Here is a 26,236-nt window from a genome sequence, read left to right as displayed (position 1 = left end):
TACGGCCAATTCAACGCGGGTTTTGAGATAAGTCGGCCAACTCAACGCGGGTTGCGGCCAATTCAACACCGATTCCGGCCAATTCGACGCGGGTTCTCTGGCGCGGATTTCTCATGTGGGGACAAGTCCGAGGCGCTTGGGCATCCGATGACGCAGGTCGCCAACGAGGCCTCTCTCGGCGTCCAGGCTTCACGATTTTCCGTTCTGGGAGCGGCGCAAAAAACAGGCGAGCGGGATGCTGTCCTGGAGTCTTTGTTCAGACATTTGAACGTTCGCTTTCATGCCTCGGCGTTTGGATTGCCGACCCGTCGACACTTCGTAGTGAAGCGCTGGCAATTTCGACTTGATCGGCCGATCGGACGAAAACGACGACTTCATAGGAAAGTCGGTCAACTCAACGCGGGTTGGAGCAAATGAATAATCGGGTATGCGTGTTTGGGCGGCCCATCCTCGTCGAGGAAGGCTTTCATAAGGTTACGTATCGATCTCGCAAAATGCTAGATCTTAAATAAGCATAAGCGCGAGCATTGCCGGCCAAGACGACCTGAAATCACAGGCTTGGACCGCCCCGTCGTTTCGTCGCAGTCGTGGCTGCAGGCGCCTCGGCCGGGGCCGCTTTGGGCGGGTGCTTCACCACGGGCATCGCGGGACCGCGGATCGCAAGCAGGGTCCAACGATCGCTCGCGTTGCCCACAGCTTCGCCCTTGTCGATCGACCAAGACGCGACCAGGTCGGGGCGGACGGACGCCAGCTCGCCCATCGCGGCTTCGAGCGCCGCCACAAAATGTTTGGGCTTCGAGACGTAGCCGCTCAGCTCGCGCAGGTAGTCCAAGGTGAGCGGCCTGGCGGGAGGCTTGTGGGTGGACAGGTAGTCGCGCAGCCATTGCCCGAGCAACGAGCGCGGGCCATCGCCCACCGCGCCGGCCATCGACGCTTGCATCGTCAGGGACAGGGCGGGTCGGATGAACGCCGGATCGAATCGGACCCTTGCGATTCGCCCGCGTCGCTCGCTGGACATCACCAGCCAGCCGTTGGCCTTCGCGCCGTAAACCGTCGCGTCGAGCTTCGAGCGCGCAAGCCGTTCGATCGAGGCCCAGGCCGGTCGGGATTGGCCTTGACCGTAACCCGCCAACCGCGCCACTTCCGAAAGGCGGGCGTCGAAAGGTTCCGATGCGTCGATCCGGTCTCGCTTGGCGATCCGGATCAAGGCCTCCCAGACGCGTTTGTCCGCCATCGAAAGTCGGGGGCCCTCGAACGTCAGGGAGACGTCTCCGGCCGCTTTGAGCGGTCCCGCGTAGGCATCCCCAAGGTTGGGCCGCAAGGCCCCGAAAAGGGCGCTTCTCGACATGAATGCGGGGAACATGTCCTCGTGGTCCGCGTGAGGCAAAATTTTGGACATCGTTGGCGCGGCGGGCGAGGCGATTTTGCCATAGGCGTGTTTGCCGGCCGAGTCGCCCAGGCCCAGTCCTCTCGCCGCGAGTGCGTCGCTGGCTTCGGCCTCCTTGGGTGCTTTGAAAGACGCGTTGGCGCCCGCGGACCAATCCTCGTCGTCTCCTAGGACATGCAAGTTGTCTCGCCCCCAGGGGGACGTTTCCAGGGTTCGTTGGGTTGTGGGCGCGCCAACCGCTGGTTTCGCGGGCGCTTGCGCCGCAGGCATAGGGTCGGGCTCGTAGACACTCGGCCAGCCATGCGGGTCGTCGTCGGGGACGGCTTGAGAAGTTTCCATCGCGTTCTCCTGGCAATCGATGAATGCGTAAACGATGGTTTACGCATTCGGGCGGGTTAACCCTTCTCAAGCGCCAAGCGGTTTGTCAATAGCCGTCGTCGCGATTCTCAAATCTCCTGAAAGCGCTCAGGAAAAACGGCGCGCCCTGGACCCACTCCGTCGCGCCGTTGACCTAGCCTCGCTCGGTAAAAGCTCCCCAGCGCGGCTTTTGGGCCGAAATTTTCTAAACCCTCCGACATGCGGCCAGTGGTCGCCCGCGCGTCCAATTCGATGCCGCAAGACAGTCTCGCGATGGCGACGCGCATGTCCGGCCGAGCAAACGCCGGCGCGCCGCATGGGCGGCGATCGCGAGGAGGCTGAGGATGGATCACGAATTCGATGTGGAAAAGCTGCGCGCTAGGCGCCGATTGGATAACGGCCATCCCGTGGGCCAGCCCCAGGGCAAGGCCCAGGACCAGGAGCAGGGACTGGCAGGAGATCCGCAGGAGAGGGGCCCGGAAGCCGGACACGTAGCGGATGCTTCGCCTGCTCCGAATCCGTCCGAAACGCCAAACCTGGCGGGCATGGCGCAACGGGATCGCTATCGCGCTAAGCTGATCGCTCAATACAAGCTGGATTCGGAATACATCGGAGTCAGCCAGCTCGCGACGATTTTGGGACTGTCACCGTCGGCGATCTACGGGCACATGCGGGCCGGCCGATTTTTCCTTCCCTACCGAATGTTCAACGCAGCGCCCAAGATCTTCATCGACGACCTGGTGGAGTGGCACTGCTCGGGAAGGGGCGTCGTGCCTGCCTTTGGCTCCAAACCTCGGAGCGAGACGGTCAGGGACGAAGAGGGGGACGAGGGCAGCGAGGGTCGGGCGCTGTCGCGGGAGGAGGTGAACGCAGCGGTCGACAAAGCGGCGGACGATGCCATGCGTTCGATGGGGATCGAACCCCGCAAGCGCAGGCGGAGCCGGCGTCCATGAAAACATGAGGAAGGCGGCCCGGTGGCCGCCATTTTTTTGCTGGGAGCTGCCCCGTCAAACGCAATTTCGAGTCCCCACTAGTGACATATATGCGCCCGCGATCGATGGGTGACTTTCGCGTGCTAGAGTATCGGGATCGACGATCCGTCGCCTAACAAAGAAAGGCAATAAAATGTTGTCTGCCCCAAACCCCCAGTCCCCGGATGCCAAAATCCTCGCTATGATCCTCAAAGCGATCTTGGTTCAGTTGACTCCCAACCAGCAAGCCGCAATCAAACAGAATCTGTCCACTGAGGCTAATCGCATGCAAAGCAGTGGGGTGGACGGAGCAGACGCGCGCAGGCTGAACGAGCTTGCTCAGGAAGCTGGGATCGGATCGCTACTTTGAAGTTTTTCGCCGGTTTTTCCCGAGCGCTCCAAATCTGAGAGCATGTCCGCAGCAGCTCGCAGGGCCGCCACCATTTGACGTTCGAAGATCTTGTGCATGTTGGCGATCTCGTCGGTTCGCTCCACTCGGGCGCACAACTCGCAGGCGACTCGAAGGTTGCCTGCGAAGACCATGATGTCGTTGATCTGTTCGGCTGACGATTTTGCGAGGGGGAACATGGTGGGCTCCAAGTGGTGAGGACAGAACCTGTTCTTGCCATGGCGTGCGGAAATTCGCAACCCTCTTGCGGGCGAACGCATGTTTGAAGGGAATCGCTCCGCCCTCAGCGCGACGATTCGCGATCGCAAACGGCGATCAGCGGAACGCGGCTTTGAGCGCGACGCCGAGCACCCGAAGCCCATCATCCAATGGGATGGCAGGTCGTTCAGGATTGCCAGAGCAAAGCAGCCACGCGCCGCCAACGATTCGCAGCTTGCGTAGCAACCTCCCGCGAGGACCCTCGGCGACGACCAGGTCGCCTTCGAGGGGCTCGATGTCGCCGTCAATATCAAATTGATCGCCGTCTCGGATTTCGATGGCGGCGAGGTCGTCGCCGCGAGCGACGATCCGGCGCGCCGTGGTTTCTTCCCATTCCGATCGAGTCGCCGATGGCCAAGCATCGGGGGCGCCCGCCTTGGCTGCTCGCTCTTTGCGGACGTCCAGCGTTCGACTCTCAGCCCAAGCCGGAGGCGCGCAACCCGGGCTCGCTCCATCTTGCGCGCATGCCCACTCGATATCGGCGGCGCCGAGCCCTTCGACCAAACGTGCGAACTCCTCCACCGGGAGGGGCTGAGCGCAGCCGGATTGACGTTCGCGGTTTCGCTTCGCTTTGTTTTTCATGGGCGCAGGCTCCGAGCGCCGGCGGTAGCGAAGGCTGCGCCTTTTTGAACGCCCCGTCGGCGTCAAAGTCTCGCTGTATTCCGCAGCGCGCGCAAGACCCTTTTTCTCGCGGCGTCCAACTGGGCCGCGCACAGCCCGAGCTCTCGGCGCAGCTCCGCGGCCGGCGCTTCAGCCACGAAGCCATCGAGCACGCGCGCGGCGATCGGATCGCGCTCGGCCAAGCGTCCCCGCGCCGACGCCACTTTGCCCCAAGCGATCTTGAAGTCCTGCGCCTGCGCGGCGCAGTCTTCGGCAGAAGCGTGCGAGGCATGGTCCCCAGTCGTCCATTCCAAAATATCTTCAACCGGCGCCCTGATGGCCATCGCGTTCTCGCTGAGGGTGCGGTCGGCATAGGCGACGCTGCGCATCGTCATCGCGAGAAAGATCGCGAAGTCCAAACCCAAAGGCCAGTTGCGCCGGCCCTCGACCGCGAGATAAAGCGCTTCGTGGACCAGGTCGAGCGGCTCGGAAAAGCGGGTGCCGCCCAGATGCTTGCGGGCGATCGCATGGATGACGCGCCGCTCCCGATCGGAGAGATTGGCGAAGGCGTCCATGATGTCCTGCGGCGTGGCGTGTTGGGTCATTGTGCATTCCAAAGTTGATGTGATGTGGGCTTTGCTCAGATGGCGGTTCAGACGCCGCCGCGGCCCGGCGGCCCGACCGAAGGGGCGAAACGCCGGCCGTCGGAGCAAAGCGAATGCGATGGCGCTTGAAAGGTCTCGCCTGCATTTCCCGCGCAAGGGGGGGAGGCGATGGAGCGAAGAGACAAGACATGGCGCGACCTAGGAGCGATGCCGCTGGTGGCGCCAACGACAAAGCGCGTGGGCGTGTCATCGTGGGCGTTTGCCGGGGTCGCGTTGGGGGTGGTGTCGGGAGTGGCGGTCCTGGCGCTCTCGTGGCGGCCGTGGCCAGGGCTCGATGCGCCCATCGGGGGACTTCGGGAGCATGCGGGGATGGCGATGCGCTGGGCGATCCATCAAGCCTTCGCGCCAGCGTTCGCGCGAGAAGCTACGGACTACGCCTCAGGTTTGGCGGGGCTCGGCCCTTCGGCCAAATTCGCGCTGCAATGGCGGGCCTGCGCCGCGGCGCTGGCCGCTTGCCTTCCCGCGGCGTTGCTGGCCCCGAGGATGCTGCGGCCCCGCGACGGGTTGACCGTGCTTCGCGGGCCGAGCAGGCTCGAGGGCGAGGCGGCCAAGAGCGAGCTGCGCAAGATGCTGTCCAAGCGCGCCGCTGCTCGCCCGGACCACGACGTCGCACCAAACGTCCCCTATCCGGCCGACATGTGGACCCGGCACATGCTGGTCGTCGGAGGCGTGGGCAGTGGAAAATCGACCGCGTTGAAGCCGCTGATCGCGAAGGTCATCAACGCGAACGAGCGCGCGCTGATCTTCGACCCCAAAGGCGAATTCACGAAGGGGTTTGGCCGGCCCGCCATCTTGGCGCCTTGGGACGCGCGCTCGGTCGCGTGGGACGTGGCGAAGGACATGCGCAACATCGGCGACATGCGCCGGCTCGCGGCAGCCTTTGTGCGGGAGGCGCAAGACCCGATGTGGTCCAATGCCGCGCGCCAGCTTCTCGTGGGGTTCATGGTCTACCTGAAAGCCACCCGCCGCAACGACTGGGGCTGGAAAGAGCTCGACGAGATCGCGTCGGCGCCGCAGACCGATATTTTGCCGATGATGGAGGAGCACCATCCGGAAGCTGTCCGCGCCGTGGAGCGCGCTTCGGTGACGACGCAAGGCATCCTGATCAACCTCGCGTCGTTCATGTCGCCGGTGCGGGACTTGGCGCAGGCTTGGGGTGAAGTTCCCAAAGAGCGTAGGGTCAGCTTTGTGGAGTGGACGCATGGGCGAGACAAGCGAAAGCAGATTATTTTGCAGGGGCACGGGGCGTATCCGGACTTGGCTAAAAGTTGTTTGGAGGGGATCGTTGGCGTGGTGGCCGCGATCGTCAACAGCGTCGAGATGGACGACGATCCCCGTCGTAAAATTTGGTTTATCGCCGACGAGTCGGCCCAGATGGGGAAGATCCCGCTTCGGCCATTGTTCGATGTCGGGCGCTCTCGCGGCGTCCGCTGCGTGATCGCTTGCCAAGACCTCGGCCAGCTTGAAGAGATCCATGGGGACAAGACGGTGAAGGCCATCGTGTCGATGGCGGGTTCGATCTTGTTGGGCCAGATGATGCCAGGCGAAACGTCCGAACATCTTTGCAAGGCGTTGGGCACTCGCGAAGTGGAGCGAGCGAACGTGTCGGCGTCGGTCGGGGCCGGATCGGGCCGCTCGACAACGCTCTCATTCTCGCGCGACGAGCTCGTCCTATACAAGCCCTCGGAGCTGGCCTCCCGTCTGGGTCTGACCGCGGACGGGCGGGGCGTGCGGTTGGCCCTTTGTGTCGCGGGGAACGCCTACGAGTTGTTCTGGCCGCGCTTCGACATGGACAACGCTCGGCGCGCTCACGTTCCGGCGCCGTGGACGCGCCGCTTTGTCTGCGATGATGTCCAGTCGCCGGACGTCTCCGTCCTAGACCGGGAAGGGCCTGGCAAAGCGGCCTCGTTTGCCGACGCCGAGCCCGTCGCAGGCGCCTCGGTTGGCGCGGTCCTATCGAGCGACGCGAGCGAGCTGTCCGTGATTGGAGGCGACGCGCTATCCGTCGAGCAAGCGGCCGAGCTGGCGGATCTGCTTGACCTTGTCGACGAGCTGGATGAGGAGCCGCATCGACAAGACGGAGCTATGGGCTCCATGCCCAGCCTCGCGGAGATCGAAGCGTTGCTGGCCAACGTCGACACCCACTGACTTCCATGCGCGTCGCCGGCCTTCATGGATCTCCGACGGCGCGCGCCCTACGCGCCGTTTGTCGGGCTCCCCGCCGCAGGATGACGACGGCCAGCATTCCGCGAAGCGCCCAAATGGGGGCGCATCAACCGGAGATGCGCATGGAAAAGAAACAGAGATGCACGAGGTGTGGACGTTCGACGAATTGCGGATGCGATGATCTGCATCCTCTGTTTGCGGCGGACAGCTCCGACAAGGAGCCGCTTCGGCGCCAAACACCCCAAGAAGCGCTCGATGAAGACATCGGCAACAGGAAACTCTCCGCGATTCTCGCGCGGCTCAGGACCCTGTGGACTCGGAGCGCCCAAGAACGGCGAGTGTCCCGGTTGGATGGCGGAACCATTTTTTCGGATGCTGATTGGATTGCACTAAGCGAGTCCGCGCTTTTCGCGAAGCTGCGCGAGGATGATGGCGGTGGCGGCGCGCCCAGCCAAGCTTCGCCTCCACCAGCCCCGACGTCTGGGGGCAATACAAATGGTAACTCGATCCAGCGAGGCGCGCGATGAGCGCCCCGGCAGTGGCAAGCGAAACCTTCGCAGCGCGCGTCGATATCAAATCAGAGATCGTGCGCTCATTGATCGAAGCCATGGAGCGAGGCGATACGCCCTGGCAGAAGCCTTGGAATGCCCAAGCCTTGCGTCCCACGAACCCCACATCGGGCAACGGCTACCGGGGCATCAATCGGCTGCTTCTCGCCATGTCCGGGCGGGACGATCCGCGCTGGATGACTTACCAACAAGCGCAGGCGAACAAGTGGCAAGTGCGCCGCGGCGAGAAAGGAACGGCGATCGTCAAACTCGTGGAGCTCAGTCCCCACGAGGCAGGGCAGGCCGGCGGCGATGCCGAGCAAGGGCAAGAGGCGGGCGGGCAGCGTCGAGCGTTCGCGCTCAGGCGCTACACCGTGTTCAATGCTCAGCAGATCGATGGGGTTCCGGAGCTCGAAGCGCCGGCGCCGCTGGACTTCGACCCCGTCGCACGTGCTGACTCGGTGATATCGGCCCTGCAAGAGAAAACCGGACTGATTGTCGTCCACAAAGGCGCGCAGGCATGCTACATCCCTGATCTCGACGAGATCCGGCTGCCTCCGAAGAAGAAGTTCAACAGCGTCTACGACTACTACGCGACCGCCATGCATGAAGGAGCCCACAGCACCCTCCACGCGAAGCGCCTGGACCGCAAGGAGGCGCTGTCGAAAAAGTGGGGCGACGAGGCTTATGCGGTCGAGGAGCTGCGCGCGGAAATCTGCTCGGCCATCCTCGCGGCGGAGACGGGCGTGCCGGTGTCTCAGGCGCACATCGACAACCACGCTGCTTACCTCAAAAGCTGGTTGAAAGTCGCGGCCGCAGATCCCATGGCCATTTTCTCAGCCGCGAGGGATGCCGAATATATGGCTGGTTACATGCTCGAACTGGAAAAACAGCGATCGGCGATCGGGCAGCACCAAGAATGGATTGAAGAATACGACAACGCGAGGAGCGCATGATGAAGGCGAAATGCGGAAAGTGTGGCGACTTGCTGGGTTCATGCGCCTGTCGTCGGCAGCGTTGCCAGGACTCTGTCGATGGCGATCCTCTCGTGTTCATCGACGGGCACGATGACGCCATCTTGGGCTTGGCTGAGATCGAGGGCGATACGCGCGTGGTCTATGATCATGGCGCGGTCATTCGGCGGCTGATGCGCCGCGACGGCATGGACGAGGAGGGCGCCGAGGAGTTTTTCAGTTACAACATCGAAGGCAGCAAGATCTCGGCTTCTCCACCTATTTTTCTGCGCGCCTGTTAGCCGCGCACGCGTCGAAAAGCCACCCTCAAGGTGGCTTTCGCATAGGGATCGTCGCTGGCGGTGGGGGCCTGAGCAGTTGGCGTCGTCAGGACTCGTAGCGCCGACGCCTTTAACAGTGGCGGTTCGTTTGCAGCATCGGGGCGCGACTAAACTTGACCGCCCGCCTCGTCAATAAATGGCCTGCTGTCGAGTGGAAGTTGAAGGAAAAACGTCGTGCCCCGATCAAGCGAGCTGTCGATGGAGACATCTCCGCCATGGGCCTCGGCGACCGCTTTCACGAACTGCAAACCGATCCCCCAGCCTGGCACCGCGGAGACATTGTTGTCTCGCCGCAGGTAATCGAAGATGCGTTCTCGCTGCTCCTGGGCGATGGGCGCGCCCGCATTGTTGACGCTGAGGATCAAGCGATTGCGGTTTTGGCGGACGGCCATCTTCACCAGTCCCCCGTCCCCGTATTTCAAAGCGTTGTTGACCAGATTCTCCAAAACGCGACGCAGGGCCTCGCGGCACCAGTGCCCGCTCACGCGATCTCCCTCGGCTTCAAATTCCGAAGCCGAATTGGCTTGCGCGTATTGATCGCAAACTTCGCGCAGAAGGTCCATCGCGTCGAAATGGGTTGGATGCAATGAGATGGTCGCGTCGCCTTGAAAGGTCAACGCGTTGACCAACTCGCCAATCATTTCGGTCAGCCGCTGGGCGTTGCGCTGGATTTTCGACGCTGACGACTTGGCGATGTCCAAACTGGGTGTGACGGAGATCAGCTGCGATCCGTTGGCGATGACGGACAGAGGAGTGCGCATGTCGTGGGAGAGCTCGGCCGCCACCTTGCGCCGCGCCTGCTCCTGAACGCCTAGGAAAGCTCGCAGCGCGCTCCTCATGGCGTTGTCGATGGCGCTGTCGACCTTGCGCCATTCGCCCAAACTAATCTCCATTCGTCCTTCGGCGACGACCAACATGGACTCCCGAAAGATTTGATACTCATGGACGATGTGATCAGGTCCGAAGGAGGTGTTGCGCGCGCGCTCGACGCCATGGGAGATGGCGCCGTCATGGGTTTGGGCGGAGTTTGAGCGATCGCCAACGGCCGCGATCACCTCGTCGTAAAGCGCCGTCATGCCCTGAGTGAGCGCCGAGCGACGCAGGGTGTCCGCGCTATCGACGCGCGCCCGAACTTCGCGCTCCCAATGCCCAATCACCTCGCTTTGAAGCGAGGCAAACTGAGAAATGATCAGCTCTCGGCCGACGTCGGGAGAGGAAGTTTTCTTGGTCAAGTCTGGCGGGTTTCGTTGTTGCCCACGCGACGACGCGCTCGGCAAGGAACAGCGCGGCCAGCTAGCGAGGCCAAGCGCCAATCCGTCCAATTGTAGCACCGCGAAATCGGGCGCGAAATGCCCGCGACGGATTTGCGCGGAGCTTCCCGGTTCAGGCGCCAGCGTCGACGTAAGGGCGGCAATCGACGGGGATGTTGATGAGAAAGGTCGTCCCGGCTTTGGAAGAGCTGTCGATGGCGACGACGCCACCATGGTCTTCTGCCGTGCTTTTCACAAACGGCAGCCCGATTCCCCAACCCGGCGCTCGCGCCCCGTTGCTCTCGCGCTTGAGGTAGTCGAAAATGCCCTGCTGTTGTTCTTTCGGAATGGGATTGCCCCAATTGCTCACGCTGAGCATCAGCCGGCCTCGGCTTTGGCGTGTCTTGATCTTGATCGAGCCGCCGTCGCCATATTTGATCGCGTTGTTGACCAGATTCTCCAAGGCGCGTCGCATAGAATCTCGGCACCAGAAGCCGACGACCGACTCGCCGGCGCAGTCCATCAAAATCTCTCCGCCGCCAAACATGGTGTATTGATCAAGCGTCTCCTTGACCAGGGAAAGCATGTCGAACTCGGAGAGTTCAAGCGCGCTCCCAACTGCCCGGCGCGACGTCATGGTGGTGATCAACTCAGCCATCATCGCGTTGAGACGTCGAGCGTTGGTCGAGATTTTCGCGGCGAACGTTTTGGTCCGCTCGATGTCGCGCGAAACGCCGATCAGCTCGGCCGCGTTCGAGATCACCGCCAGCGGCGTGCGCATGTCGTGAGTGAGCATGGCCGCCGATCTGGCCCTCATTCGCTCGCTCAGCGCCATGAACGCTCGCATCGCTTCCAAGCTGGCGGCTCCCAGCGAACGGTCGATGATCGCCCAGTCGTCGCCGTCGAGCTCGACGCGACCCGACGCGGTCGCGGCGATCGACAAGCGAAGCAGTTGATATTCCTGCGCCACTTCGTCGACCCGAAAGTTGGTCATTCGAGCTCGCTCTTCGCCATGAGCGGACGCGGTGTTGTTGTCGCTGGTCGCGTCTTCGCGCGGATGCTCGGGGCTGAGGGCTTGGGCGATGTTGTCGTAAAACGCTGGCAGCGTGTCGGTCAGCACTGGGCTCGCGACCGCATGCGCGCTCTCGATCTTCGCCCTGGCGGAGCGCTCCCAATGGTCGATCACGTCTTCTCGCAAGGCCAAAAACTGCCGAGCCTTCGCTGAAAGATGAGAACCATCTGATAGTTGATCGGTGGCGAGCGTCACGCGTTGTCCTTGTCCGTCCTGCTTTGACGCCTTTGGCGCCGGAATTTTTAAGCCCGAGTCCTCGCGACCTCGCCCGTGTTCGACGCCGGCCCAGGCAGCCAGTGGCAGGCTCGAATTTGTGTGTCGTCATTGGCAAGAGCTGGTCCGCGCGCTCAGCCTTGTCCGATCGTGCAGTATAGGCTAAAAGTCAATCTTGGCTGAATCGCAAAGTGCTCCGAATTATCGATTCCAACCCAGGCTGAGTGGCTTTAAAATTGATAAAGTGCATTTATGATAACGCCGCTGATTGTCGCGAATGTAGGAAGCGTTACTCCTTCCATGTAGGACGAAAACTTCCTTTGCTTAGAAATGTTTTTTAGACATCGTCAACATCAGCGCTACGCTTTACAATCGGCTCAAATCAATGGATCAAGCCAACGACCGAGCGGATGTGACACGAGCGGCCGAGACGCGGGAGGCGCAATGGGATCAAGCTCACTGGTTTTGGTGGTCGACGACAACATGGACGCGGCGGACATGACTGCGGAAGTGCTCAGAATGCATGGCATCGATGTCGTCGTCGCATACGGCGGCCTCGAAGGCTTGGAGATGGCCAAAAAACTGACGCCAGCAGTCATTGTCCTGGATGTCGGCATGCCTCTGATGGACGGCTGCGCCGTGGCTGCAGCGCTGCGACGAGAAGCTGCGTTCGTCAAAGTCAAATTGGTGGCGTTGACCGCGTGGGGCGACGACGAGTCGAGAGAGCGCACACGCTTGGCCGGATTCGATCTTCATTTGACCAAGCCCGCCCCTTTGGCGTCACTGGTTGATGCCGTGCGCCGCCCTTCGCTTAGCGTTGGATTGGCTACCGCGTGATTTAGCGCTGTGCTGATCCAATGCGCAGGTTTCCTTCCCTCTCGACGAGCGGCGGCTTCAAGTTTTAACTTGGCCCAACGGGCTCTCGCCTAGTCTAGACTTCCCACTTTATTCCAGCATAAACGTCGCCTGTGCAATGCCGCGTAGTTTCGACGGCTGCGCGCGCAGCTTGGTGCCGTCATCGGACCCTCGGCGCGAATGCAAGTCAGCCGCCATCACGATTGCGCTGCGGCTGTTCGGATCGATGACTTAAGCGCGGGGCGAGCAATCGATTGGCACGTTCATGATGAACGTGGTGCCATCCGCCTCCGAGCTCTCGACCTTGACGCTGCCGCCATGGCTCTCGGCCACGCGCTTGACCAACGGAAGCCCCAACCCCCAGCCGACGGACGCCGCCGCGGTCACGTCCCGCGTGAAATATTCGAAGATTCGGCTTTGCTGTTCGATGGGAATGGACGCTCCGCTGTTGTGAACCGACAAGAGCAGCCGGTCCGCCCGGCGAGTGGCCACGATGTCCACGGCTTGGCCGTCGCCGTATTTGACCGCGTTGTTGACCAGGTTCTCCAACGCTCGCCGCATGGACTTGCGGCACCAAGTTCCCAAGGTCGCCTCGCAGCGCGTCCGAACGCGGGTGCCGCTCATTTGCCGATACTCCCCGCAAACTTCTTTGACCAGATCGGCCATGTCGAAGCTCGACAGCTCCAAAGGCAGCTTGTCGCCATGCGCGAAGGTGAGGGCGTCGAGAAGCTCCGCCACCATCTCTTTCAACCGGTCGGCGTTGGCCGCGATCTTTTGAGCCCAGTGTCTGGCTTGGCCGGGCTCCCCGGAGCGTTGGACCAGCTGGGCGCCGCTAAGCACCACCGCCAACGGGGTGCGCATGTCGTGCGAGATCGAGGCCGCCAGCTTGCGCCGCAGTTCTTCTTGGGTGGAGGCGAACGCGTGAAGTGAATCGCACATGGCCAAGTCGATCAGATGGTCGATGGCCACATGATCCTCCGCCGTCAAATCGAGGTGGGTGGCAGCGAATTCGCTGATCGTTTCGCGCGCGAACTGGAATTCCTGGGCAATTTGCTCCGGGCCATAGTCGGCGCATCGGGCTCGCTCCGCGCCATGGTAGACCGCGATGTCGGCGCGGTCTCGAAATGGTTTGGAAAAATCAGGCGTCAAGGCTTCGGCGATGTCGACGAGCAGAGCTGGCAGCATCAAGGTCAGGGATTGGGTGGACAAGACGTCGGCGCCGAGGATGCGCGATCTGGCCACCAGCTCCCATTTGGACGCTATTTCTTCGCCGTGGGCCAGGAGTTTCTCCCCGTTTGGCGAAAGCGCCATCGCAACGAAGCGTGGTTCAAGCGGCATGGCGATTCCAATCCGGTTGGATGAGGACTGCGACTTACCCGAGAGAATTTATGCTTGAAACGTTTAAGAGACTTCCGCGAACGGCGCTTGGCGCGCCCAGTTCGCATGTGACTTTGGTGGCGCTCTAAATTTGCTTCCATCTTAATACGAATGGAGGAAATGCGATCTCATTTCGACAATTATTTCGTTCGAGCCAGTCCGGCAGAAGTGAACGATCCGTCGCCACTGTTGTCGGATTCGCGCCACGGATCAAGCCAAAATTAAAAAGAAGTATATTTCCACGAATGATATAGTGTGAAGTGATGTTTTTTTGAAATTTCACAAATAACGCTCGCGGGAGACTTGTTGACGCAACAGCCATTGAATGGTCGACGCATTTTGGTCGTCGACGACAACGCGGACGCGGCGGAGCTGGTCGGCGCGATCATGTCGATGGAAGGGCATGTGGTGGAGGTGGCGCATGGCGGCCGCGAGGGTGTGGCCGCAGCCATTGTATTTTTGCCGGACGTGGTGTTTTTGGACATCGGAATGCCCGGCATGGATGGCTACCAGGTGGCGATGGAGCTGAGGCGCGATCCCTCGCTGAGCGCCGCGCGAATCGTTGCGCTGACGGCGTGGGGCGACGACGAGTCGCGCGCGCGAGTCATCGCTTGTGGCTTCGACGCCCATTTGGTGAAGCCGGCCAAGCTTGACCGGCTGCTCAGCGAAGCCGCCCTGGGACGCCCTTCGGAGTGAGAGGATTGGGGGGCGGGGGCAGCCCAGCATTTTGCCTCATCGGCGCATGGGGATGCTGCTGACTAGGGAGCGCCAAGCCGGCGAGGCGGGCCGCGCGTGCGCAGCCATCAGTGAACGCGCGCGTCAGCCAGGGCGATCGGCCGAGCTGTTGAAGGGAGCGACGTAAGGACGGCAGTCGACTGGAATGTCGATCAGGAAGGTGGTGCCGGTTTCAAGCGAGCTGTCCACCGCCACGCTGCCGCCATGGCTCTCGGCGACGCGTTTGACGAAGGGGAGGCCCACTCCCCAACCCACCGTGGAATCCGCGTGTTCGCGAGTCAAATAATCGAAAATCGCGCCTTGCCGTTCTTTGGGAATCGGCTCGCCAGTGTTGCGCACGGAAAGCATCAGCCGTCCGCGGGTCTGCGTAGCCGCGACGGTCACCTTGGAGCCGTCGCCATATTTCGATGCGTTGTTGATGAGGTTCTCCAAAGCCCGGCGCATCGACCCGCGGCACCAGAAACCTTGAACAGGCTCCAACGAAGTCTCAATGTCCACGTCGCCAGGCTGTCCATACGAGACCGCGACGTCGTCGACCAAGTCGACGATGTCGAACGACGAGAGGGTCATCGGGAGTTGGTCGCCGCCTTTCGAAGTCAGGGCGTCGAGCAGCTCTTCCATCATGTCTTTGAGCCGGATGGCGTTGTTCGAGATCTTCGCCGCAACGCGTTGGGCCATGCCCAAGTCCGGCGCCATCTGCACGACCTCGGCGCCATTGAGGATCACGGCAAGCGGCGTGCGCATGTCATGGGAGAGGGCCGCGGCGAGCTTGCGGCGCAGGTCGTCTTGAATCGAGACGAACTCGCGCACTGCCTCGCGCACCGCGCGGTTGATCGAGCGGTCGATGATCGCCCAGTCGCGCGCCGTCAAGTCGACCTTGCCCAAAGCCTCCGCCGCGATCGACTCGCGCAAAATCTGATACTCGTGGATCACTTGGTCAGGGCTAAACGACGTCATGCGAGCGCGTTCCCCGCCATGGACCGCCGCCGCGTTGGTGTGGCTCGTCGCGTCGCGCCGGTTGTGGCTTGGGCTGAGTGCCTCGGCGATGTTGTCGAAAAAGGCCGGGATCGTGTTGGTCAGCACGGGGCTGCGAAGCTCGTCGGCGCCATCGATGCGCGAGCGAATTTCGCGCTCCCAACGAGCGATGGTCGAATCTCGCATCTCGACAAATTTTCGAGCGGTCTCGGACAAGCCGTCGTCGTCGAGATTTTGATCAGTGGCCAAGTTCATGTTCATTCAGGAAGAGGGTGGTTGCGGCGCGTCCGCGGCGCGCATTGTCGCTTGATAAACAACTCGGGAGTGGGCTTGCGGCTGTTGCGCGCTCTTAGTTGAGGGCGCAATTCTACTCCTTGGCGATCTTGGTCGCACCGAACATGTGGCGCGAAGGCCGCATAAACGACTCGCTTGTTCGGTCGCGGTTCGATTGAAGGCGGATGGCCGGTGCGCGCCTAGGGGTTGAGGCATAATGGAATCCAGGCCGCGCCTGAATAAGCCGCGATGCCCGATCCAGTAGAGGTGAACCATGGGCCAACAAAGTCCTTCTCGCCGCATTTTAGTCGTCGACGACAACGCAGACGCGGCGGAGCTCGTCGCTCAACTGCTCGCGCTGCAAGGCCACGAAGTGGTCTTCGCGTGCAGCGGCGTGGAGGCGCTGGCGGCCGCCGAACGTCTCGACCCTGAGGTGGTGTTTCTGGACATCGGCATGCCGGGCATGGACGGATATCAGGTCGCGTCGGCGCTGCGCCGGTCCGGCCGTTTTCCGAGGACTCGCATCGTGGCCCTCACCGCGTGGGGAAGCGCCAAGGCCCGCGAGTGGTCGGCGGCCAAAGGATTCGACGCCCACCTTGTCAAACCGGCGCGCGCCGAGCTTCTATTAAGCGAGGCCGCGAGAACCGCCTCCATTCACTGAGGTCTTGCATCGCGGCGAACGCCAGTCTGCGCTTCACAGTTCCATTCGATGACTTGGGACGGAGTGCGGGGAATCCCTTGTCCAGTCTCGCAGCGCCGATATGGCTTGGCGTGCTGCGGCCGGCCGCTCAATCAAAAAGCCGCAGCCTACGCTGTATAAATATAACCTTTTTTGGTTTATAGTTTGTCATGGTCTCGCGTCTGTATGCTTGCATGCGTTGAGCATTTGATTCGACCACGCAGCGTCCGCTGCCGATCGGCCCGGTCAGACGACTGCTCACGCGTTGTCGAGACCGGCGAGCGCTCTCAAATGCACCAGGATCAAGAGCTGTCGGATGAAAAAGAATGCAAGCGCGAAAGAGCTGGCCACCTTGGCGCTGGCCAAGGCGATCATTGAGGGGGACGCGGAGGCGGCGCGAGGCGCCCTGAAAGCCAACGCGAACTATGAGGCTTTTTGGATTGATGGCTCGACGCTATTGCGCGATCTGGCGAAAAGTCGTGGAGCGAGCGCGGTTTCGCAGATGATTGAAGAGGCGGCTCGGTCGCGCGGTCTCAAAGGTCTTCCCGCGATGGCGGAGAGCCCCGGTCGATGGAGTCGCGCGTTTGTCGAGTTTGTGGCTCTGCGAGGTTATGAGTTTTCTGGGATGACGACTCTGCTTTCAGGGGACCCGGGAACAAAGCTGCGGGGGCTCGATACCGCGAAAGCCGCCGCCAAACTGATCGGGTCGAAGTGGAACCGCATCGAGAATGCGACATGCGAAGATACGGGGCGTGGCGGCGCGAGCCACTGGAAGCTCAGTTTTGGTCCCATCTGGCAAGGCGAGCGCCGAGTCACCGGATTCAAGATCCGATTTTCAGTCGACGCGCGCGCGCGGGAGCTTGTCGAGAAGTTCCACGGCGCTCAGGCCAATGGCGACGCAACGAACCCGCCTCAGCTCACCGATCCGCTGCTGTCCAAGCAGAAGGATTGGGAGGCTTCCTTTGTCGCCGAACGGCATGTTGGTTGCGGCCATGGTGTTGACGGCGCAATCTGCTGTTTGCGCGAAGGCGGCAATCCGTTCGACAAGACTTATGTCTCGAAGCGCGGTGAATTCACATGGGACGACGAGGGGGCGGAGATGAACTCCTTCATGGCGCTCGTGCGCCGCGAAATTGGACCTGGGCCGGGCTGGCATGTTCGGCTGGCGCCGTTCTTAACCGACGCCGGGCTCGACTCGCTGAAAACAAAATTCGATTTGGAATCGTCGCTTGCCGAAACGGGGGCTTTGACCGACCGGCGCTCCGGTCCCCTTTGACAGGCCTGCGGAGTGATCGAAAGCTTGCTCTGGACGCCGGCATGCCGAACGATTGAGCCGAATCGCTTGCGCTGTCGCCAGCGCGACGCAACGTTAGGCAGGCTTGGTCAAGCTCGCTCCCACGCGGCTCGACCAAAAACGGGGCGGAAAATGCTGAGAGGGCTCGTCGTCATAAGACTTGGGCATGCGACCGCCGCCATGGTCGCCTTTTGTAAAGATGCGAGGCTGCGATGAAAGATTTTCCGCTGCGTGATCAGGACATCGCGCTTCTTCTGGTCAAGCACGGTGAAGAGTTCACATGCTGCAAGAGGCTCGCCGGCGTCAGTTATTTGGACTGCGGCGCCGAGACCGAAAAGCGCATCTCCTCCTCCGCAGCCGCCATGCGACGGCAGGTTAACAGCGGAGACTTCAGAGTAAAGGTTTCCTTTTACCCGAGCGGACGCGAGGATAGCCAAGGCGAGTGGTTGGTTTCTCTCGGGGCGCGGTTCGGAGCCCGCTCGCCGCAGGGAAATCCAAGGGAGGACATGGCTTACGAAGTCTTCGCTCCCGCCCCGGCGCAGCTTCTCGCGCTCCATGAGGCCAGCCAAATTGCTCGCGGGAGCAAGGCCGCGAATTCCCTTCCGCGGCGGTCGGTCAAAAATCGCACCAACACGTTGTAGTCCACGCAAACCATCTGTCGCTCGTGAGGCGCCAAGCGGTGGCATCATCATCGGGATCGGGCGCCGATGTGTCACTTCCCGATCGCGCCGCGCCTTGACGATGGTGCGGGCGCGCATACCAGATGGCCTCGAGCGAACGATCCCTCTGTCGGAAACGGCTGAGGAAATGCGCGTGAAGTCTCTATGCAAAGGGGTGCTTATCGACGATGCAATCGTCGATGTGGCCTAGGTTGACCTCGGCTACACCGGGCGCGCATGGCCATCGGGCACTATGCGCTTGTGCCGAAGGCGTTAGCGAAATGTAAAAAAGTGTCTCGTTTTCGCCCACTCGCTGAATTCTCCCAGCGAACTAAATTTGTCGCATGGTAATCTTGCGCATGCCTTCCGCATAGAGCTCGCTTGGCGAAAGCCGTCGCGCCCCTTGCCGGCAGACTGTTGGCTCAGGCCGGCGCGCGACTGATGTGATAAATGCCAAGACCCTCTTATTCTATTTTTCGAGCCCGGCTGCTTTGGAGTTTCGCGCTGCTGATCGCTTTGCTCGCGGCGCTGATGTTCTGGAAGATTTCGTCAGGAATTGAGGCTGACCGCGACGCCGCTTTCGCTCAGACCAAAAGCTTCGCGCTGGCGATGCGGGCGCATGTCGAAAGCGATTCGAGAGTGATTGATCTCTCGTTGCTGCGAGCCGCGGAGTCACTCGCTGCGCTCGACCGCGAAGCTCTCAAAGATCCGAAGAAGGCCGGGCAGGTCTTGGCGCTGTCGGCGAGCATGTCGGATGCGCATTTTTGGATTCATTTCGTCGACTCCCTCGGCGTCGGGGTCGCGGCCTCCAATGGGCTTCCAATTGCCGGCGTGCCTTACTCGGATCGCGCCTACTTCATGGCCCACGCGCGAAGCAATGGGAACGGACTCTATGTGGGCTCGCCTGAGTTGGGGCGCGTGTCCAAGCGGCCGCTGTTCTTCATGAGCCGGAGCGTGACCTCCAAAGAGGGAGTGTTTCTGGGTGTGGTGGTCGCGTCGGTCGATGCCGCGGCGATCGCCGCCGTTTTTTCCAACGCGATGTTCCAGCCGTCGCTTTCCATCACCCTCTTGCATGAAAGAGGAAAGGTCGTGGCGCGAGCCCCCCTCTTCGAGCGCTCTTTCGCGTCCGATCTCTCGACCTCCGAGCTTTATCGGCGCTGGAAGTCCGCGCCCAGCGGCAGTTTTGAAGGGCGCAGCCAAGTCGATCGCCAGCGGCGTGTTTATTCGTATCAGACGGTCAATGGCGGCGACCTAGTGGTCGCGGTGGGGATCGCCATGGATTCATGGAAGCGCACCATCGCGCGCGACGTCTCGGTGGCGTTGGGCGCGCTGGCCGTCATCGCCCTTGCGATGGTGTTCAGCGGCAGGTTCGCGTTGCGCAGCTTCCTGCGATTGGAAAACAGCCAAGCGAATCAACAGCGGCTCAACGAAGCGTTGCGCGCGGCGCGCGATGAGAACGCCCGAGGTGAAAAACGCGCGCGCATGATCGCCGACAGTATTCCCGCCTTGGTGGCTTACATCGCCGCCGACAAGCGATATGTGTTCCACAACTCCTACTACAAGACGGTGTTTGGATCGAGCGCCGATCGATTGGTGGGGCGTGAAATGTGGACGGTGATCGGGAGCGAGGCCTACGAGTCGATCGCCCACCAAGTCAGCCAAGTTTTGGCGGGAAAGCGTGTGAGCTTTGAGCAGCCCCTTGGCAGCGGGCCGTCGGAGCGTTGGTTCAAGTTTGAATACACGCCGGATTTCGACGAGTCGGGCGCGACCGTTGGGTTTTACACACTGGGCATCGACATCACGGACATGAAGGAGGCGCAGCAACGCCTTCGCGCCAAAGCCCGCGTCGACGAGCTCACTGGATTGCCCAATCGAACCCAGTTATACGAGCGGCTGGAAGAGGCGCTGGCAAGGCCGCAGCGAGACGACAAGAAGATCGCTTGCCTATTCTTGGACATCGACCACTTCAAGTCGATCAACGATTCGCTTGGGCACGCGGGTGGCGACGAAGCGCTGCGCGAATTTGGTCGGCGCCTTCAATCCACGGTGCGAGAAATCGACTTGGTGGCCCGCTTGGCCGGCGACGAGTTCGTCATCGTGCTGGAAGGCGCGGACCAACCCGAGGCGGCTCGGCTGGCCGCGAGGATCATCGAGGCGATGCGAGCGCCATTTTTCATCGCCGGCGGATGGCGATCGGTCTCGACGAGCGTTGGCGTCGCCATGTCGCATGGTCTGGGCGACGATCCAGACGCCATCATGAGGCGAGCCGACGAGGCCCTGTATCGAGTGAAGCGCGCAGGCCGCGGCAGTTTCGCGACGGACTTCGCGGCTTGAACATGAGAGCGAGCGACGCCGCGCATGATGAGGGGTCGAGAGGGGCGGAGGGCCCTGGCTCGGATGGTCGTTGTTTGGCATTCACTCGCCACTAAATTTGTTTCAAAAATCAAGCGTGCGATGGGTTGTATGGTATTCCTCAGAGTAAAATAAATTCATGCCCGCTCAGTTCCTCGCGGGCTACAGTTGAGCAGTGGAGGGCGCCATGCGCGTGAACAAGTCCCACATGTCCGATCGACCAGGTTGCGCGAAGTGCGCGGAGAGCGCTCCTGGCATTGAGTTCGCATTCGCATTTCAGCCGATCGTTTCGGTCAAGAGCCATACGGTCTTCGCGCACGAGGCGTTAGCCAGGGGGCCGCAAGGGCAGCCGGCGGACTCGGTGCTTGGCCAGGTGACATGGGAGAATCGACACCGATTCGATCAGGAATGTCGAATGCGCGCCATCGAGCAAGCCGCGGCTCTCGACATGCGCGAATCGCTCTCGATCAATTTCATCCCCAACGCCGTGACTGATCCACGGGCGTGTTTGCGTGGAACCTTGCGCGCGGCGGCGGATTGCGGATTCGACCTCTCGAGGCTGATCTTCGAAGTGACGGAGAGCGAGAAAATCGTCGACGCGGAGACGCTCGTGAGGATCTTCCGCGAATACCGAAAGCTTGGGATCAAAACGGCCATCGACGACTTCGGCGCCGGCTACGCGGGGTTGAATCTCCTGGCGCGCTTTCAGCCCGACATTGTCAAGATCGACATCGATCTGGTGCGCGATGTCCACGCCAACAAAACCAAGCAGATCATCGTCGAGAACATCGTCAGCCTGTGCGACAAGCTTGGGGTGATACCACTGGCGGAAGGCGTGGAGACTGTCGAGGAGCGTGAGTTCCTGTCGAGTATTGGCATCGATCTCATGCAAGGATTTTTGTTCGCCCGCCCAGCCTTCAACGCCATCGCGCCAATGAACGACGATGCATGGCTGCCCCCTCAGCCGGAAATTTGCCGTGGCAGAAGTCGCAGCGACATCGGGAATGGCCTAGATAAGTTACCGTTGGAGTAGATGAGGTGACGGAGTGATGCCCCACAGAAAAATGTCGTTTTTGTAGTTGCTGTCCAAGGTCGTGACGTGAAACAGCAAACCGTTGCTAACCTCGTCGGAAATGCTGATCAGCTTCCCCAACGTCTCGAGAGTCCGCTTTTGAGTTGCAGTCAGATTGGCGCGCAACCGTATTAGCTCGGAGCAGTGAGTATTTTCGATGAACGTAAAATACCTGCCGAGCAGGCCGACGACCACGTCCGACAATTGGACTTCGGGAACGTTTATCGAGTCCACGAAGCTGATATCCATTGCTTCTTTTCCATTCATCAATCGGAAGCGCGCTAGCTCAGCTTGAACCGTTTTCTCCTCGTCTAAGATATGGCGCGCGTTCTTGAAAATGCAGATTCGATTGAGGAAAAAACGATCAAATCCGTCGATGAGCTGGCCGGATTGCTCATTGACTAGAAAAGCCAGTTCGTTCAGCGACACCGCCTTAGTCAAGAGGTCACGCAGCATCATAGTCGCGAGATTCGGGTTCTTCGGCCAGTTTGCGCGCACGAAATCACGCACTTCGCGGATAAAGTCGCCGGTGCGCTCACGCGGAATGTCCGGAAACGCGTAGGTCTGCATGATCACTAGGAAGTTCGGCAAGTCGCGCATCGCTATGTAATGAAGCTCATTCTTCAGTTCGGCCTGAAACGGTAGGCTCTCGGCAAACTCATCATCTGCGACGATGGACTCGATGATGTCCAAAATCACCCAATGCAGCACGTTTACATTAAGGTAGTGGATGCCGATGTCTTGATCTAGCAACCACTTTAAGACTCTCTCGAGTTTTTCGGAGCCGAGCGCCTCCATGAAAGCGCCCTTGGCGATCAAGTCAAATTTGATCTCTTTAGCACTCGGCTGAATGTAGAGAGTCTTCCGCAGTTCGTGGATGTCGCCTAGGCTTTGACCAGGCAGCAGCACAATGCCCCCCAAAACAAAATTGTCCTGTTTGGCGGCATTGAGGTGATTTTCTCGCAAGCGGAGCTTCCGGATGTTGTTAGTCTCGTCGTAGTAGAGCGTCATCTCGCGCTCGGTTCCGTAGATGCCCGGATGGTGTTGGCCAAAGACGTCGGCCTGACGTTCGATTTTATCGGTCATGTAGGCGCGGCTTAGAAAAAATCGGTATTCAAATTCATCGGCGATGCGCGGCAAGTTTAGCTAGAACATAACTTGCCACGCATCCCATGATCTCAATAGCCGCCTTGGCTTCATCCTCGGTCAGCGTGGACAGGAAGGGACGACCGTGCCCTGTCCCCTGTTTGTTTCGCAAACGATTGACACCTATCGCGGAGGCGAACATTCCCCGTTCCATAGCCTTGATTGGGGATTCTCCTGGTTGCTCAGGCATCTCGGGGACAGCCAATCCCACGGCCACGAAGGCCATGCCAAGCAGACTCTGGAAATTGGCCCCGGTAGGGTAGTTTCCATTGATCGTCATGAGCGCGTGCGCCGCTGTGGCCTCTAGCAAATCCTTGCTTGTCCCAGCCAGCAAGGCTGCATCTTGAGAGCCTTTTCGCGCGCGCTCGGCATAGGCGCGCAAAGCGGCGGTCAACTCCGCGCCTCGTAGCGAATCGAGCACCTTCGGGCCGATCGATCCGTCGGCGGAAAGCGCGTAGCCCTCCGCGTCGAAAGCTGCCTGCGCGTTGGCGATGGCCTCGGATCCGACAAAGTTGGGCGAACTCTCTCGAAAGCCGCCGCACGCCTTCACCTTCGACAGGATCGAGGCGATCAGCGTTGGACCGCCAGGCAGGCTCTTTTCCAGCGCCTCATGCAAGATCGCTCGAAGCCTCTTGGCTTTGCCAACGGTTTGCCCTTGGCCCTTGGGGTCGAACGCCGCTAGGCCGGCTTGATTGACGTAGAAATCGATATCCGAGTGGGTGGGGTCGCGATATTGGCCGTTCGATTTCGAATCGTCGATGAGCTGAGACACCGCGGCGATGATGGTGTCATTGATGGGAAGCGCCATGGCCCTCTCCGTTTTTCTCGTCCACAAATTCGCCCTCCGACGCCTCGGCATGGTTGACGATGTAGCTCGCCCGCTCATACAACTCGTCGAAGGTGATGATCTCCGGCCACGCCGTGTTGCGGCGATAAAGCTCAAATGACCGATACTGCTCCTCGTTCACGCCGTGTGGGCCCATGAATTCGTCCAAACTGCCAATGACCAAGAACGACCTGGGCTGAACATTGAAAGCCGCCTCGCCGGTGGGCGCGCCGAACTCGTCGCGTCCTGAGTATTTTTCACCGATGTTTTTGACGGCGGCGTGGACTGTCCCCTGAGCTTGCGCGACGGCCCCCACCAGTTCGGGCGAAGGGGCCCAACACCCGGCCCGGTAGGGCGCCTTCGTCGAGGAGAGGAGCTTGGTGGTGTGGATCTTGATCTCGACGAAGCAGAGGCTCGAAATTAAACCGCGGGTCTTCATCAAGGCGTCCGCTCGCTTGCCATGGGCCACGATCGAATGCCCCTGCACGGCGGATTCGAGCTTTTGATCGTCCAGCGATGACAAGAACAAGTAACCCAGTCCATACCCGAAGATCCAGGTGTTCTTTTCAAAGAATCGTTGCCAGAGCCCCTCGTCCGCGCATCCTTTGCGCGTCTTTGCGTTCGCGAAGTAATCCGGATCTTTCAGAAGGCGCTCGAACGTTTCAAGTTGCTTGCGTCGATAGGCGACCGCCACAAGGTCTTTCGTTGTCACCTGAGTGCGCAGAGCCTCGGCCAGTGCCTCTGGATATTCGGCGATAATTTGAACGGCCTGGCGTTCGGATAAGATGAAGCGGCGGAGCTCTTCGTCTTCGATGTTGACGGGATGGTCGTGCTTGAAGATGTGCTCTTGGATGTGTTTCGCGAACTCCAAGAAGGTCGCGATCTCGCGGCCAACAAGGGCAAATCCATTTTTGTGGGCGGACCCGGTCGCCGCCGTGTAAGCCTGAAGGCTCAAAACGTTGACCTCGCGGTTGTCCTCGAAAAACTTCGCGGTGATGACCCTCTTCTGGCCCTCCTTGCGCCGCACCACCAGTTCGCCCTTGACGGTGGCGAACTCCGGCTCGGTCGTGGCGGCAAAAGTCTTGGTGGCGATCCGAATCTTCCGTCCACTGCCATTCAAATCTGGAAGGCTAGGGCTCATATAGGTTTTGTCTGGCCTCTTGTTGAAGTCGTAGTCACCTTCGTCCATGCAAATCTCCGTGCGAGCATTTGAAGCGGAAAAATCGATCAATTTCGTGATGTCTCTTGAGTAAATTATATGTTTATAATCTACTTGAGAGTTGCTTCTTCTAAATTTTTATTGTTTCGACTGGTTTGGTCGACCTTGTCGAAGGGCGAGCTATACATGGCGAAAACCTGCATCGTATGCGGAGGCCCGGCGGGATCGGGTGAGCATGTGTTTCCCGCGTCGCTGGGCGGCCGCCGCACCAATCGCGGCATTTACTGCTTGACGCATGATAACGGCTACTCCTACCTTGTGTCGGAGCTGGCAGGGCAGTTGGATGTCTTCAATTCGCTGCTGGGCGTGCGGCCGGATCACTCGAGAGACATCAAGTCCGTCCGCGGACGCTATAGCGATGGACGAGACATCGAGTTGTCCGCGAAAGCGAGCAAATTCGCTGGGCCTCGCGTGTTTTCCCAGGAGCCGCGAGGAGAAGGCGCTCTGTTCCAGATGGCGTTCCCCGATCTAGCTTCGATGAATCGATGGCGGGCCGAGCAAGAGGCATTGGGGCGCACAGTGACAGTCGAAAAAACTGGCGAGCCGTCGACCTACTTTGTGGGGCCTGTGCATTTCAGTAGGGCGTTTGGAGGACGCGACGGGCTCGCCGCGGTGGCTTACGTGTCGCAGACGTTCTTGGCGCAGGAATTTCCTGAGTTGGCGCGCTCCCAAGGCGTGAAGGATTTCATACGCTTTACCCAGATCGCAGCGAAGGCGAGAAAGAAGTCTACCAGCGAGAATATGCAAATCGAAGGGATGGGCGCAGCCGCGTCGGCCGACGCGCCCATCTGGTGGGACTTTGAGCCGAAGCCCGATGTCGCGCCCAATCACTTTTCTTTCGGGCACCGCGTGACCGTTGGCGTCGACGCCGACGACGGCTTGATTTATGGGCGATTGTCATTCTTCTCGTCAGTGCACTTCTCCATGGTTTTTGGCGTGGCGCCGGACGCGCGCGAGTCCAAGGCCGTCACCATCGACATCGATCCTTTGGCCGAGCATCCGCCGAAGGACATCGCGAGGACTGAGCGGTTCGACGCGCTCATGCGTGTCGAGCGTCCTCGATCTCAAACCGCTGGGTTGGCTCAGGCCATTGCAAGCGACGACGCGTCGAGGCTTTTCGATGATTTGATGATGCGGATGAGCGCTCACTCGCTGGCGAAGACAGCGAGTGAGATGAGCGATGAATTGGCCGAGGCATCTTGCCTGTCGCAAGGCCAAATCGAACGGCGCATTGCCGACATCGTGGAAGCGAGATCTCAGAGAATTCTCAATTTGATGCTATTTTTTGTCAGAGATTTCAAAAAGTCGGCCCAAGGCCGCAGGTTTCAAAAAATCTGGCCTATTATCGACACGTTGGTTGAGCTTGATCCGATGTCCACAAATGGTTTGTCGCGGCAGGCGACAGCTTTCTTCCATCTGGCAAAACAGGCGATCCTGTCCACGATGCTCGACGACTATAAAAATGGGCGACTGAACGAGAGGCGCTTCGCCGAGTTGATGGGCGAAGGTCCAGGCCTCGCGATCGTTGGGAAGGCGATTTTGCAGCCGGTGCTTGGCGCGCTGCCGACGGGAGAATAAGTCAGC

At 60.5% G+C, this 26,236-nt stretch carries 23 protein-coding genes; 12 read left to right on the top strand and 11 right to left on the bottom strand.

Going from position 1 to position 26,236, the window contains the following annotated elements:
• Positions 1 to 550: 550 nt before the first annotated feature.
• Positions 551 to 1,726, bottom strand: coding sequence for a hypothetical protein (locus ABIB42_RS11195; RefSeq protein ID WP_429248353.1), 1,176 nt, complete (start codon positions 1,724 to 1,726; stop codon positions 551 to 553).
• Positions 1,727 to 2,088: 362 nt separating this feature from the next.
• Between ABIB42_RS11195 and ABIB42_RS11190 the strand changes: the two genes are divergently transcribed.
• The gene (locus tag ABIB42_RS11190; RefSeq protein WP_429248352.1) at positions 2,089 to 2,697 is read left to right on the top strand and encodes a helix-turn-helix transcriptional regulator; all 609 of its coding nucleotides are present in this window, start codon (positions 2,089 to 2,091) and stop codon (positions 2,695 to 2,697) included.
• Between the two features lie 357 nt (positions 2,698 to 3,054).
• Here the strand turns inward: ABIB42_RS11190 and ABIB42_RS11185 are convergent, their stop codons facing one another.
• The 3 genes from ABIB42_RS11185 to ABIB42_RS11175 form a co-directional block, all read right to left on the bottom strand.
• Complete coding sequence (locus ABIB42_RS11185) at positions 3,055 to 3,303, bottom strand: hypothetical protein (protein WP_429248351.1); 249 nt, start codon at positions 3,301 to 3,303, stop codon at positions 3,055 to 3,057.
• 136 nt (positions 3,304 to 3,439) lie between these two features.
• A complete protein-coding gene (locus ABIB42_RS11180) occupies positions 3,440 to 3,964 on the bottom strand; it encodes a S24 family peptidase (RefSeq protein ID WP_429248350.1) in 525 nt (174 codons plus the stop codon).
• A 62-nt stretch (positions 3,965 to 4,026) separates the two neighbouring features.
• Positions 4,027 to 4,587 carry a hypothetical protein gene (locus ABIB42_RS11175; protein ID WP_429248349.1) on the bottom strand — a complete coding sequence of 187 codons (561 nt, stop codon included), beginning with the start codon at positions 4,585 to 4,587 and terminating at the stop codon, positions 4,027 to 4,029.
• Positions 4,588 to 4,956: 369 nt separating this feature from the next.
• Between ABIB42_RS11175 and ABIB42_RS11170 the strand changes: the two genes are divergently transcribed.
• From ABIB42_RS11170 to ABIB42_RS11160, 3 genes are all read left to right on the top strand, one after another.
• Complete coding sequence (locus tag ABIB42_RS11170) at positions 4,957 to 6,795, top strand: type IV secretion system DNA-binding domain-containing protein (protein WP_429248348.1); 1,839 nt, start codon at positions 4,957 to 4,959, stop codon at positions 6,793 to 6,795.
• Between the two features lie 541 nt (positions 6,796 to 7,336).
• Positions 7,337 to 8,317 (top strand): ArdC family protein, encoded by a 981-nt coding sequence (locus ABIB42_RS11165; RefSeq protein WP_429248347.1) that lies wholly within the window; start codon positions 7,337 to 7,339, stop codon positions 8,315 to 8,317.
• Positions 8,314 to 8,616 carry a hypothetical protein gene (locus tag ABIB42_RS11160; protein WP_429248346.1) on the top strand — a complete coding sequence of 101 codons (303 nt, stop codon included), beginning with the start codon at positions 8,314 to 8,316 and terminating at the stop codon, positions 8,614 to 8,616. Before ABIB42_RS11165 ends, ABIB42_RS11160 begins: the two co-directional genes overlap by 4 nt.
• 146 nt (positions 8,617 to 8,762) lie before the next feature.
• Here the strand turns inward: ABIB42_RS11160 and ABIB42_RS11155 are convergent, their stop codons facing one another.
• Together ABIB42_RS11155 and ABIB42_RS11150 are read right to left on the bottom strand one after the other, a co-directional pair.
• Entirely contained in the window at positions 8,763 to 9,887 is a 1,125-nt protein-coding gene (locus ABIB42_RS11155; protein ID WP_429248345.1) for a sensor histidine kinase, read from the bottom strand.
• Between the two features lie 151 nt (positions 9,888 to 10,038).
• Positions 10,039 to 11,172 (bottom strand): sensor histidine kinase, encoded by a 1,134-nt coding sequence (locus ABIB42_RS11150; RefSeq protein ID WP_429248344.1) that lies wholly within the window; start codon positions 11,170 to 11,172, stop codon positions 10,039 to 10,041.
• 462 nt (positions 11,173 to 11,634) lie between these two features.
• On the opposite strand from ABIB42_RS11150, the gene ABIB42_RS11145 reads away from it, so the two are divergent.
• On the top strand, positions 11,635 to 12,027 hold the full coding sequence (locus tag ABIB42_RS11145) for a response regulator (RefSeq protein ID WP_429248343.1): 393 nt from the start codon (positions 11,635 to 11,637) through the stop codon (positions 12,025 to 12,027).
• A gap of 249 nt (positions 12,028 to 12,276) precedes the next feature.
• Here ABIB42_RS11145 and ABIB42_RS11140 read toward each other — a convergent pair whose 3' ends face one another.
• Entirely contained in the window at positions 12,277 to 13,383 is a 1,107-nt protein-coding gene (locus ABIB42_RS11140; protein ID WP_429248342.1) for a sensor histidine kinase, read from the bottom strand.
• A gap of 345 nt (positions 13,384 to 13,728) precedes the next feature.
• On the opposite strand from ABIB42_RS11140, the gene ABIB42_RS11135 reads away from it, so the two are divergent.
• Positions 13,729 to 14,118: a response regulator gene (locus tag ABIB42_RS11135; RefSeq protein WP_429248341.1), complete on the top strand. Its 390-nt coding sequence runs from the start codon at positions 13,729 to 13,731 to the stop codon at positions 14,116 to 14,118.
• Between the two features lie 123 nt (positions 14,119 to 14,241).
• Here the strand turns inward: ABIB42_RS11135 and ABIB42_RS11130 are convergent, their stop codons facing one another.
• Entirely contained in the window at positions 14,242 to 15,387 is a 1,146-nt protein-coding gene (locus tag ABIB42_RS11130; protein ID WP_429248340.1) for a sensor histidine kinase, read from the bottom strand.
• 292 nt (positions 15,388 to 15,679) lie between these two features.
• On the opposite strand from ABIB42_RS11130, the gene ABIB42_RS11125 reads away from it, so the two are divergent.
• The 5 genes from ABIB42_RS11125 to ABIB42_RS11105 all read left to right on the top strand — a co-directional run bounded on the left by ABIB42_RS11125 (position 15,680) and on the right by ABIB42_RS11105 (position 21,422).
• Positions 15,680 to 16,066, top strand: coding sequence for a response regulator (locus ABIB42_RS11125; RefSeq protein ID WP_429248339.1), 387 nt, complete (start codon positions 15,680 to 15,682; stop codon positions 16,064 to 16,066).
• Positions 16,067 to 16,400: 334 nt separating this feature from the next.
• Positions 16,401 to 17,360 (top strand): hypothetical protein, encoded by a 960-nt coding sequence (locus ABIB42_RS11120; RefSeq protein WP_429248338.1) that lies wholly within the window; start codon positions 16,401 to 16,403, stop codon positions 17,358 to 17,360.
• Between the two features lie 230 nt (positions 17,361 to 17,590).
• Complete coding sequence (locus ABIB42_RS11115; protein ID WP_429248337.1) at positions 17,591 to 18,019, top strand: hypothetical protein; 429 nt, start codon at positions 17,591 to 17,593, stop codon at positions 18,017 to 18,019.
• A gap of 468 nt (positions 18,020 to 18,487) precedes the next feature.
• Entirely contained in the window at positions 18,488 to 20,371 is a 1,884-nt protein-coding gene (locus tag ABIB42_RS11110) for a diguanylate cyclase domain-containing protein (protein WP_429248336.1), read from the top strand.
• A 205-nt stretch (positions 20,372 to 20,576) separates the two neighbouring features.
• Positions 20,577 to 21,422: an EAL domain-containing protein gene (locus ABIB42_RS11105; protein ID WP_429248335.1), complete on the top strand. Its 846-nt coding sequence runs from the start codon at positions 20,577 to 20,579 to the stop codon at positions 21,420 to 21,422.
• Here ABIB42_RS11105 and ABIB42_RS11100 read toward each other — a convergent pair.
• From ABIB42_RS11100 to ABIB42_RS11090, 3 genes are read right to left on the bottom strand one after another with little or no spacing between them, the layout of a single operon-like run.
• Positions 21,408 to 22,601: a DUF3800 domain-containing protein gene (locus ABIB42_RS11100; RefSeq protein ID WP_429248334.1), complete on the bottom strand. Its 1,194-nt coding sequence runs from the start codon at positions 22,599 to 22,601 to the stop codon at positions 21,408 to 21,410. The genes ABIB42_RS11105 and ABIB42_RS11100 overlap by 15 nt on opposite strands.
• Entirely contained in the window at positions 22,582 to 23,415 is an 834-nt protein-coding gene (locus ABIB42_RS11095; RefSeq protein WP_429248333.1) for an abortive infection family protein, read from the bottom strand. Before ABIB42_RS11095 ends, ABIB42_RS11100 begins: the two co-directional genes overlap by 20 nt.
• Positions 23,396 to 24,622, bottom strand: coding sequence for a Shedu immune nuclease family protein (locus ABIB42_RS11090; protein WP_429248332.1), 1,227 nt, complete (start codon positions 24,620 to 24,622; stop codon positions 23,396 to 23,398). Before ABIB42_RS11090 ends, ABIB42_RS11095 begins: the two co-directional genes overlap by 20 nt.
• A gap of 156 nt (positions 24,623 to 24,778) precedes the next feature.
• On the opposite strand from ABIB42_RS11090, the gene ABIB42_RS11085 reads away from it, so the two are divergent.
• Entirely contained in the window at positions 24,779 to 26,230 is a 1,452-nt protein-coding gene (locus tag ABIB42_RS11085; RefSeq protein ID WP_429248331.1) for a hypothetical protein, read from the top strand.
• Positions 26,231 to 26,236 lie beyond the last annotated feature (6 nt).

It is taken from the genome of Massilia sp. UYP32 (genome assembly GCF_050434365.1).
In the GTDB taxonomy this organism is placed as follows: domain Bacteria; phylum Pseudomonadota; class Gammaproteobacteria; order Burkholderiales; family Burkholderiaceae_D; genus Telluria; species Telluria timonae.
Note: the sequence above shows the minus strand (reverse complement) of the source record. Positions and strands in the feature narration are given on the sequence as shown.

What these genes read in the sequence shown, in the direction of transcription:
- ABIB42_RS11160 (WP_429248346.1), top strand. Translation starts at nt 8,314, where the DNA reads ATGATGAAGGCGAAATGCGGAAAGTGTGGCGACTTGCTGGGTTCATGC.
- ABIB42_RS11145 (WP_429248343.1), top strand. Translation starts at nt 11,635, where the DNA reads ATGGGATCAAGCTCACTGGTTTTGGTGGTCGACGACAACATGGACGCG.
- ABIB42_RS11105 (WP_429248335.1), top strand. Translation starts at nt 20,577, where the DNA reads ATGCGCGTGAACAAGTCCCACATGTCCGATCGACCAGGTTGCGCGAAG.
- ABIB42_RS11195 (WP_429248353.1), bottom strand. Translation starts at nt 1,726, where the DNA reads ATGGAAACTTCTCAAGCCGTCCCCGACGACGACCCGCATGGCTGGCCG.
- ABIB42_RS11120 (WP_429248338.1), top strand. Translation starts at nt 16,401, where the DNA reads ATGAAAAAGAATGCAAGCGCGAAAGAGCTGGCCACCTTGGCGCTGGCC.
- ABIB42_RS11175 (WP_429248349.1), bottom strand. Translation starts at nt 4,587, where the DNA reads ATGACCCAACACGCCACGCCGCAGGACATCATGGACGCCTTCGCCAAT.
- ABIB42_RS11180 (WP_429248350.1), bottom strand. Translation starts at nt 3,964, where the DNA reads ATGAAAAACAAAGCGAAGCGAAACCGCGAACGTCAATCCGGCTGCGCT.
- ABIB42_RS11095 (WP_429248333.1), bottom strand. Translation starts at nt 23,415, where the DNA reads ATGGCGCTTCCCATCAATGACACCATCATCGCCGCGGTGTCTCAGCTC.
- ABIB42_RS11110 (WP_429248336.1), top strand. Translation starts at nt 18,488, where the DNA reads ATGCCAAGACCCTCTTATTCTATTTTTCGAGCCCGGCTGCTTTGGAGT.
- ABIB42_RS11140 (WP_429248342.1), bottom strand. Translation starts at nt 13,383, where the DNA reads ATGCCGCTTGAACCACGCTTCGTTGCGATGGCGCTTTCGCCAAACGGG.
- ABIB42_RS11085 (WP_429248331.1), top strand. Translation starts at nt 24,779, where the DNA reads ATGGCGAAAACCTGCATCGTATGCGGAGGCCCGGCGGGATCGGGTGAG.
- ABIB42_RS11125 (WP_429248339.1), top strand. Translation starts at nt 15,680, where the DNA reads ATGGGCCAACAAAGTCCTTCTCGCCGCATTTTAGTCGTCGACGACAAC.
- ABIB42_RS11090 (WP_429248332.1), bottom strand. Translation starts at nt 24,622, where the DNA reads ATGGACGAAGGTGACTACGACTTCAACAAGAGGCCAGACAAAACCTAT.
- ABIB42_RS11130 (WP_429248340.1), bottom strand. Translation starts at nt 15,387, where the DNA reads ATGAACTTGGCCACTGATCAAAATCTCGACGACGACGGCTTGTCCGAG.
- ABIB42_RS11190 (WP_429248352.1), top strand. Translation starts at nt 2,089, where the DNA reads ATGGATCACGAATTCGATGTGGAAAAGCTGCGCGCTAGGCGCCGATTG.
- ABIB42_RS11165 (WP_429248347.1), top strand. Translation starts at nt 7,337, where the DNA reads ATGAGCGCCCCGGCAGTGGCAAGCGAAACCTTCGCAGCGCGCGTCGAT.
- ABIB42_RS11115 (WP_429248337.1), top strand. Translation starts at nt 17,591, where the DNA reads ATGAAAGATTTTCCGCTGCGTGATCAGGACATCGCGCTTCTTCTGGTC.
- ABIB42_RS11170 (WP_429248348.1), top strand. Translation starts at nt 4,957, where the DNA reads ATGGCGATGCGCTGGGCGATCCATCAAGCCTTCGCGCCAGCGTTCGCG.
- ABIB42_RS11185 (WP_429248351.1), bottom strand. Translation starts at nt 3,303, where the DNA reads ATGTTCCCCCTCGCAAAATCGTCAGCCGAACAGATCAACGACATCATG.